Source organism: Syntrophorhabdaceae bacterium, from assembly GCA_028713955.1.
Classification (GTDB): Bacteria; Desulfobacterota; Syntrophorhabdia; order Syntrophorhabdales; family Syntrophorhabdaceae; genus UBA5609.
This window is the reverse complement of the sequence record JAQTNJ010000128.1, coordinates 1-8,869: the sequence shown is the minus strand read 5'-3', so window position 1 is coordinate 8,869 and position 8,869 is coordinate 1. Positions and strand designations below refer to the sequence as shown.

Below are 8,869 nucleotides of genomic sequence, written 5' to 3'. Positions count from 1 at the left end.
TTATCACCGCTTGTTTTTGATATGGCATATTCAAGATCTGACTGGTTAAGGTCAGTGAAAGAGATAATATCGACACCGCTTTCTTCCTCGATAATATCGTGGCCATATCCCTTGGCGAAGATATAGGCATCATCGCCCTGACCGCCGGAGAGGATATCGTTGCCTGAACCGCCGTCCATGATATCGTTTGCATTCTGACCATACAGATAGTCGTCGCCCTTTCCTCCACGAAGGATGTCATCATCGCATCCGCCGACAATTTGATCATTGCCTTCATTCCCATAAAGCACGTCTTTTCCGGTATTCCCATAGAGTACATCGTTGCCCTCGTCGCCTCGGATGGCAGTATCGATACCGGCATTCGCATACAGCGTGTCGTTCAGCGCAGTGCCGGTTACAATCGTCTTCCCCGCTGAATCGATCTGCCATTTGGCATCTTCGTCGTTGAGTTCAAAGGTGGTGGATAGCGGAACAAGGTCAAACATCTCCTCTGCCCGGAAGCCATGGATCGTCCGCATGAACTCCTGCGGGTCATTTACCGCTCCCGGATCTAATGTCATCTGATTTTGCAATGCGAGAATCGCGGAAGCGAGGTCGCCTTTCAGTGATTGCGTTTCCTCATCCCATGTGTAGCTAATCGCATCGTACACGTACTTCAGGTGGGTCTGCGCCATGAGCTGGGCATAGAACATCTCTGACAGGCCCTCATATGTCTGGGCAAGAAGCGGGGCCGCAAGGTCATTTGGGTTGGGGCCGTTCATGCCGACAAAAGACTGGCCGAGGAACTTTTCGATAACAGCAAGTTTTTTTGCATCGAAGAAGGCACCCCTGCTTCCGTCAACCACATCTTCGCTGCCTGTCCATTTAATAAGGATCTGGTCCATAAGGGTGTCACGGGTAGTGGCATCGGTAGCTGCGATAAACTGCTCAACAAGAGATTTTAACTGACCCGATGTATCCCTTGCCATCGCCTGATGGAGGTCATAGACATTCCCGGAGCCCTGGAGGTCGGGTAATGCTGCGATGGTGTCGGGGACATTGAGCCACTCGTTGGCGATGGTATAGGTAGGATCACGTTGGAGGATAAACCCGCCTATTGAACCTGTTGAGCCGTCAGTTTTAATAAATGTCCCTGATTGAACCTGGGTGTTGCCGTTGGTATCCGTAATATCGGTGTCAGTGTAAGTGAGGTTGATTGACCGGATGCCGAGTTCGTCCAGACTGAAGAGCTCATCTGCCGATGAGTACCCGTCGCTGTCTATGTCCTGCCATATCTTTAACTGGGAAAAGGCGGTGTCGTTGACGTCGATGATACCGTCGGTGTAGCTGTCCAGTTCCGCCAATGCCTGAAAACCGTCGGTAGCGTGCTGACCGTTCTGAAGTATTGTCTGGTCTCCGAAAAGTTCAGTGCCGTTGTTGATGATACTGTCGCCATTCCTGTCCATAACAAGCAGGCCGTCATCGGATGACGCCCATCCGGTCTGTTCTGCAAAGCCGTTCCCGTCATGGTCGAAGTAGGCGCCATCCTTGACGGCAATTGTTTCTAATCCATCTCCATCAAGGTCGAAGACAAGAGGATCACGACGGACGATAGCGGAGGCGGCGTTAAAGAGCGACTTGTAGGTATCCAGATCCGGCAACCCTGCGGGCACAGGGATGAATGCACGAACAAAGAAGAGGCTGGTGAGCATATCGTTGATCTGCGTCAGACTAGAGCCTGAGGACTGCAGGTTTTCTATGAGTACCCCCATCTCATCGATACATGCCATCTTCAATTCAAACGCATCAAGCATGGATTTCCCGTAATTGAGTTCGCCGGGAGTCAATGAGCCACCATCTGCAAATAACGGGGATGTGCCGTCCAGCAACGCCCGTGTCCCATTGATCAGCGCCTCGTCAGCAGCCTTGATACGCTGCCAGTAGTCAGGTTTGCCTTCGGCCCTTTTGTAGTCAAGATCGTGTTGTTTGGCGAGGACATCAATATAGTCATTTCTTGTTTTGCCAAGTATGGGATCATCAACCTGCCAAACCGGGCTTTGTATGATTTGTTCTTCAGTGAATTCCTTGCGCTCACCACAGCTATACCCTGGCCCGGCGAAATTCCCATGGGTTGGAACAATGCTGGCTACATCCGTGCCTGGCCACCAATCAACCTGAACCCAGTTAAAGGAATCTTTACTCTGTAGTCTGCCCGATATCCCTTCCTGAGTGATCCCTTCAATAAACCGTATTACCTTAAAATCGATATTAAGCGGTGTTACATCAACTCTTGACATCATACCCCCCCTATTTTATTAGTATGTTCTCTGCGGTTGCAGGTATTGCCAGTTCGCTGCGTTCTGTGGTTGCAACGTTGTACATCCCTATCCATCTCTTTAATACGTGGCCTGTACTCTTCCTCTCCTCATAAAGGATTGCCATCCATTGGCCATTCGGTTCAATAACCATTTTCAACAAAAATATGGTCCTACCGATTCCAAGCTGTTCATAGGTTAACTCCACGATTTTCCCGTCGGGCAGTCGGCGACAGTACCTGATGCCTCTTGATATCCCCTCAAACCATACGGAACCATCCCTGGTGACTATCGGCCCCCTGGACCCGATGCCAAAGGTGAACATCGGCACCGGTTCCCGATCAATCCCCGAACCGTCGAGGGGGTATTTTAAAATGATGTTCTCTTTATATTTCTGCTTATAGTCTTCACTGAACTGTTTAACAACATCGACATTGTCGGTGCGTGGCAACCGCAGGGGAGAATCTCCCTCAAAGACAACATATTTGCCGTCCGGGGTAAAGTAAGGAATGCTCACCCCATAGAAAGCAAGGTTCGTCAGTTGGGTCTCTTTATTGGTTGCAAGGTCGAGCTTGTAGAGGTCAAAATCGGATGCCATCGTCTTGCCCGATTTACGTTCCTTTCCCCTGAAATAGACGAGGGTCTTCTCGTCAGGGCTGAACTTGTACCCCACCTTCATCCCCCTGCCCTTTGTGAGCTGTGTATAGCCGGTGCCATCCTGATTGATGAGGGCGATCTGCATATCGTCATACTGCCGTTTGTCTTCTTTCGTAATGGGAATGACCACGAAGGCAAGCCGCATTGAGTTCGACGTGTACCGCCCTCCGATCACCTCGATGCGTTCATCGCGTGGTATATACCGGTACAACGTGCCGGCATTTCTATCAAACCGGTAGATGGTACACTTCCGATAGTCTTTATGCCCGCAACCGGTGAAGAGTATCTGGCTTCCGTCACTGGAAAGGGAAAGATCACCGACCTTTGTAAAATACCCAAGGTCAAGCGGCTTCTCCCCGGAGCAGGAAAAAAGGATGATGCCAAGGAAAAAACATACTAATAAATGCGCCCATGGAAATTTATATAACCCGCCCTGCCTGCAACATGTTTCCTGTTCGCTGTTCATATAACCCCCCTTCTTTTCTGTTTACCCTGAGCTTATACATATTCAATGTTATAAAAAAGGTTAAGAAACTCTTCGCTCCATGCTGTTCTTTCCCACGTCCTTCGTCCAGGCGAAGCAGACGTCCCACATCCTGCGGGTTGTTCCGACATGCCTCCTGACGCCCCCCTTACATGGTTAATTATATCCATTTTATTGCTATAATCCTGGGCATAAAACAATAATGTTCCCAACAAACCATTATTGGTGACCAATCGGACATGAAGCATGTGGAAACGTCTGGTCTGCCTTTGGTTGATGCGGGTTTTTGTTAAAGAATATCAGCGTGCCAGCCGACAATATATAAGGAGATTCCATGGATTATACAAAGAACTTGCAAATACCATGAAAAAAATGCACAATAATTCCAATATGGAAAGGGACCTGATAGGTATCATCGTTGGTGGAGGCCCGGCGCCCGGCATCAACGGCGTTATCAGCGCGGCCACAATCGAGGCTGTCAATCAGGGCAAGAAGGTCGTGGGGCTCATCGGCGGGTTCAAGAGTCTCTTTGAGGGCCAGATAAATGTCATGCCCCTCACGATCGACGATGTTTCGAGGATTCACGCTACCGGAGGTTCTATCCTCCGCACCTCCCGTGATGCCCCCGACAACGCAAAGGCAAAATTCAAAACCCTTTTGTCCTCTCTCAAAAGTATCGGTATAAAGTACCTCATAACCGTCGGCGGCGACGGCACACTCCATATGGCAAACTGGATTGAAAGAGAGGCGAGGGGTTCCATTAGCGTAGTCCACACACCGAAGACGATCGATAACGATATACCCTTACCCGGTGGATTTTCAACATTCGGTTTTCAGACGGCGCGGCATGTAGGCGTTTATATTGTCAACAACGTCATGGAAGATGCCCGTACGATGGGACGGTGGTATTTCATTACTACAATGGGAAGGCATACGGGCCATCTGGCGCTGGGCATGGGGAAGGCTGCCGGCACCACGATCTCTCTCATACCGGAAGAATTCGAAAATGGCAAGCTCTCTTTTAAAAGGGTGGCAGATACCCTGACGGGATCTATCATTAAACGGCTATCCATGGACCGGGACTATGGTGTGGCCATACTGGCGGAAGGCATCTCCGAAATGTTCGACCTTGATGAGTTGAGCCGTTATGAGGATGTGGAGAAAAACGAAAAAGGCGAGTTAAGGCTTTCAGAGATCCAACTCGGAAGGCTGCTCAGGAATTTTGTTAACAAGACATTGAAATCAATGGGAATCGAGGTCGGCATCTTCGAGAAGAATATCGGTTACGAGTTAAGGGCTGCCAATCCCATCCCCTTCGATGTTGAATATACAAGAAACCTCGGTTACGGCGCGGTCCGCTACCTCCTGAAAGGCGGCACGGGAGCCATGATCGTCTTTTACGAAGGAAACATAAAACCGGTACCCTTTGTTGAGATGGTGGACTACGCTACTGACAGGATAAAGATCAGGAAGGTGGATATCCACACAGAGACCTATGAAGTTGCAAGAAAATATATGATCAGGCTTGAGAAGGAAGATTTCGAGGGTGACCGCCTGAAAAACCTCGCCAGGGTCGCCAACATGGAACCGGCAGATTTTAAAGCGCGCTTTGAATACGTGGTGTCCGGCAACCCTTATTAGCCCTTAGTGTATGGATAATATCTTCCACATGAGTTAGAATATGTATTGGGCAGTACAGGATAAAAACGATGTATGACGAAAAGCAAAAGCTCCGCGAGGTCCTGAATATCGGACTCGATGTGACCCAGACAAAGGATATCGATATCCTCCTCGAAAGGATCCTGACGAAGGCACGGTATTTAACAAACGCTGACGCGGGATCGATCTATATCAAGGAAGCCGACACGCTGAAATTCAAATACACTCAGAACGATACACAGCAGAAGAGGCTGCGACCGGGCAAAAAGCTTATCTATTCAACCTTTTCGATCCCCGTGAATAATAAATCCTTATCAGGGTACGTTGCCAATACAGGCTTGATGCTCAACATAGAAGACGTATATCATTTAAGCGGCGGCGTCCCCTATTCTTTTGACCAGTCATACGATCAATTGACCGGCTACAGGACGCAATCGGTTCTTACCTTTCCCCTCAAAACACACAACGATGAGATTGTCGGTGTCCTCCAGCTAATCAATGCGAAAGACAGCGCCGGCAACATTATTCCCTTCACAGGTGACGATGAGCCGTATATCATGCATTTTGCCAATAACGCTGCCATTGCCATCGACCGCGCCATGATGACCAGGGATATCATCCTGCGGATGATAAAGATGGCTGAGCTGCGGGATCCTATGGAGACGGGCGCTCATGTTAACCGCGTGGCATCATACGCCGTGGAGATCTACGAGGCATGGGCTATGGCAAAGGGGATCGACGAAGATACAATCGAAAAGAATAAAGACGTTTTGAGGATGTCGGCAATGCTCCACGATGTGGGAAAGGTCGCCATCACAGACCTGATCCTCAAGAAACCCGCCCGCCTTGACAACGTTGAATACGACGTTATGAAACAGCACACCTACCTCGGTGCACAGTTGTTTTCCAACATGCGGTCGGACTTTGATGAAGCGGCATTTGTTGTGGCGCTCAATCACCATGAAAAATGGGACGGGAATGGATATCCGGGACACATCGATTTCAATACCGGGGAGCCCCTACCCGGCTATACAGACCAGTCAGGAAAGGCAACGGGCAAGGTCGCAGATGAGATCCCTCTCTTCGGCCGGATCGTGGCCATCGCCGACGTGTATGATGCGCTTTGCTCGCGGAGGTCATACAAGGAGACCTGGGACGAGGCAAGGGTCCTCGACACCCTCACGCAAGAGAGGGGAAAACACTTCGACCCTGAGGTAGTAGACACCTTTGTCTCCATACTCGACGTCATACGGAATGTCGCCCACCAGTATCCCGATAAAGGGGAATGAACAAACATCAAACCCGAAGCACGTATATCTTAAAAAATTCTAAACTCGAATATCAAAATCCTAATCAAGCACAAATGTTCCAATATTCATAATTCAAAATAGTTGAACAAAATAACCGTGTCATTGCGAGCCCGCCTAAGGCGGGAGCGGCGTAGTGTCATTGCGAGCCCGCAGGGCGCGGCGTTGTGTCATTGCGAGCGCAGCGCGGCAATCTCATTCAATAGGTCACCGCAGATCGCCACGTCGCTTCGCTCCTCGCGATGACAACACGTTTAAAACATTCGATATTTGAATTTTGATATTGTTTAGAATTTAGAAATTCGGATTTAGGATTTGATTCTTATTGAGCTGGAAGCGGCGATGCTGTTTGTTCTCCTGCGGGCTCTACCGATGCGCCGCGCTTGAACGGTATGAACAGTATCTTTACCTGCTGGCTGTCGATGCCGAATAACCCCGAAAGAAGCTCGAATCCCGTACCGTCTGCATCCTTCCTGAGCTCAAGCAGAAAGGCGAACCTCACCTTCCAGTTCTCGCCGTCCTCTTCGCGCGTGTAGAGACCGTAGAGGAAGTTGGTCATGGTCCTGTTCTCTTTCGTTCTGTATTCATAAAGGGTGATGAGGGGCTTGACGATCCGGGTAAGACCGCGGTCCCTGAAGGGGAGTATGGACGGGAACAGGAATACTGAATCGGCCTTTTTTTCTTCATATTCAAAGACAGGCCAGAAGTTGTAAAAGACCCCTGTGTCGTCCTCTATATACCTGTCGATAACGAGGAAGCTCTTCCTCAGAAAACGCTGGTCATTGACATACCATTCCGATTCCCGGTATATCGGCCAGAGGACGCTGGTGCGTCGGTCCCTCCCCTTCTCTTCCCGGGAATACAGAGGAAAGAAACTGAAGCCCTTGTTCTCCTCGCCGCTTGTGGATGAAAAGATCGGCCAGAGGATCGTCCATTTCTCCTTGTCCTTATCCCGCGCATACTGAAAAAAAGGCCAGAGCACACTGTACCAGGCCTTGTTCTTCGTAGTGGACTTCATATAGAAGGGGATAAAGTAGAAGGAATCGACAGGCTCGTCGGTATCAAGGTTCTTCTCCCCCCAGAAGATAAAGGGCCAGAGCGCGAATTGCTGATTTCCGATACCGGGCTGATCGCGCGTCCCATATAACGGCCATACCTTAAAACCCTCCTCGGTACCTCCATAAAAGGAAAAGACGGGCCAGACAACATTTGTCTTTGTTGCACCTTCGCTCCTGGTATAGCTGTAGAGGGGCCAGGCAGCGAAGCCAAGCTCGTCTTTTCTGAACCTGTTGTACATCTTGCCGAAAAGGGGGAAGAATCCGAAATAGTCCCCTTTTTCCGATGTACCGTAAAACAACAGCGTAAAGGCCGTATCGCTTGCCTTTTCTGATCGCCGCGAGGAGTAGATGGGAATGAAATAGGATTTTTCCTTTGAGACCTTCCCGAGGGGGTAGATGTAGCGGTAGACGCCTCCATCGTCGGAATCATAGGAGGAGAGAAAGGGCCTGAGGACTACGTGGGCTTCGTCTTCCTTGCTCTGATATGTCACGAGCGGGCCAAGCAGCCACTGCTCGTCGTTAAATTCCCATGAGACGGGCCAGAGGGCATAGAGGCTGCATGGAAACAGGAGAAAGATGAGGAGAAATACGCGCATTAAAATAAAAAGCCAAAGACAGTCCCGAGAATCGTTACAGGCGTTATCTCCTCGAGACCTTCCGCGCCCTTCTGGATCTTCTTCATGGCCTTTTCAGTCTCGTTGTACAGGCTATCATCCTTGGCGAGCTTCCCCAGTGTGCCTTCGCCTTTTTTAATCCCGTCGGTCAGCTCTTTGATGTTGCTCACTGCCTCTTTTGTATCGTTATACAGGGTCTCGTCCTTGGCAAACTTGCCGAGCGTCCCCTTACCTTCTTCAATATCCCTCGAGATGTTCTTCAGGGACGCTACGGTATCTTTGGTATCATTGTACAGCTTGTCATCCTTTACAAGGAGTCCCAGCGTGCCTTTCCCCTGCTCGATATCCTGCGCGATGGAGCTGAGCTTCTCGCTGACTACTGCTGTATTATTGACAACACGTGTTATATTCCCCTTGTTGTCTGTCATGAATGTCCGGAAATCACCGCTCAGGGATTCGATGTTGGCGATGCTCTTTTTGATATTTTCTTTTTCCCTATCGCCGAGGATATCCTTAAATTCACCCATTGTTTCACCAAAATTCTTTGCGGCAATGTTAACCTGGGTAAAGATCTCGTTAAAATCAATGCCGGGAATTACATCGTTGATCCTGTCGCCCTGGGCAAGGAATTTCTTTTCAGTCCCCGGGAGGATCTCGATATATTTATCGCCGAGAAGTCCCTGGGCCTTCACGATGATCTTGCTGTCGGCAGGCACCTTCACGCCTTCTTTAATAGTCAGCGTCAGCGTCGCTTTGTACGCATCAAGGGCGATCTTTTTCACCTTGCCTACCTCCA

Annotated in this window: 6 protein-coding genes; 2 read left to right on the top strand and 4 right to left on the bottom strand. The window is 49.6% G+C overall.

The genetic code is table 11. The annotated features are described in order from the left end of the window. Both PHU49_11005 and PHU49_11000 read right to left on the bottom strand, forming a co-directional pair. Window positions 1–2,279, bottom strand: a 2,279-nt coding sequence (locus PHU49_11005) for a calcium-binding protein (GenBank protein MDD5244530.1), incomplete at its 3' end; no start/stop codon positions are given. A 7-nt stretch (window positions 2,280–2,286) separates the two neighbouring features. Then, window positions 2,287–3,417 carry a hypothetical protein gene (locus PHU49_11000; protein ID MDD5244529.1) on the bottom strand — a complete coding sequence of 377 codons (1,131 nt, stop codon included), beginning with the start codon at window positions 3,415–3,417 and terminating at the stop codon, window positions 2,287–2,289. A gap of 381 nt (window positions 3,418–3,798) precedes the next feature. On the opposite strand from PHU49_11000, the gene pfp reads away from it, so the two are divergent. Together pfp and PHU49_10990 are read left to right on the top strand one after the other, a co-directional pair. Then, window positions 3,799–5,076, top strand: a complete 1,278-nt coding sequence (gene pfp, locus PHU49_10995) for a diphosphate--fructose-6-phosphate 1-phosphotransferase (GenBank protein MDD5244528.1) — start codon at window positions 3,799–3,801, stop codon at window positions 5,074–5,076. 68 nt (window positions 5,077–5,144) lie between these two features. After that, window positions 5,145–6,383, top strand: a complete 1,239-nt coding sequence (locus PHU49_10990) for an HD domain-containing protein (GenBank protein MDD5244527.1) — start codon at window positions 5,145–5,147, stop codon at window positions 6,381–6,383. Between the two features lie 340 nt (window positions 6,384–6,723). Here PHU49_10990 and PHU49_10985 read toward each other — a convergent pair whose 3' ends face one another. After that, window positions 6,724–8,055, bottom strand: coding sequence for a hypothetical protein (locus tag PHU49_10985; GenBank protein MDD5244526.1), 1,332 nt, complete (start codon window positions 8,053–8,055; stop codon window positions 6,724–6,726). Next, the coding region (locus tag PHU49_10980; protein ID MDD5244525.1) for an MlaD family protein at window positions 8,055–8,869 on the bottom strand (815 nt) is incomplete at its 5' end. The genes PHU49_10985 and PHU49_10980, both read right to left, overlap by 1 nt.

Coding starts and splice junctions, on each gene's coding strand:
- pfp (MDD5244528.1), top strand. CDS start 3,799: ATGAAAAAAATGCACAATAATTCCAATATGGAAAGGGACCTGATAGGT.
- PHU49_10990 (MDD5244527.1), top strand. CDS start 5,145: ATGTATGACGAAAAGCAAAAGCTCCGCGAGGTCCTGAATATCGGACTC.
- PHU49_10985 (MDD5244526.1), bottom strand. CDS start 8,055: ATGCGCGTATTTCTCCTCATCTTTCTCCTGTTTCCATGCAGCCTCTAT.
- PHU49_11000 (MDD5244529.1), bottom strand. CDS start 3,417: ATGAACAGCGAACAGGAAACATGTTGCAGGCAGGGCGGGTTATATAAA.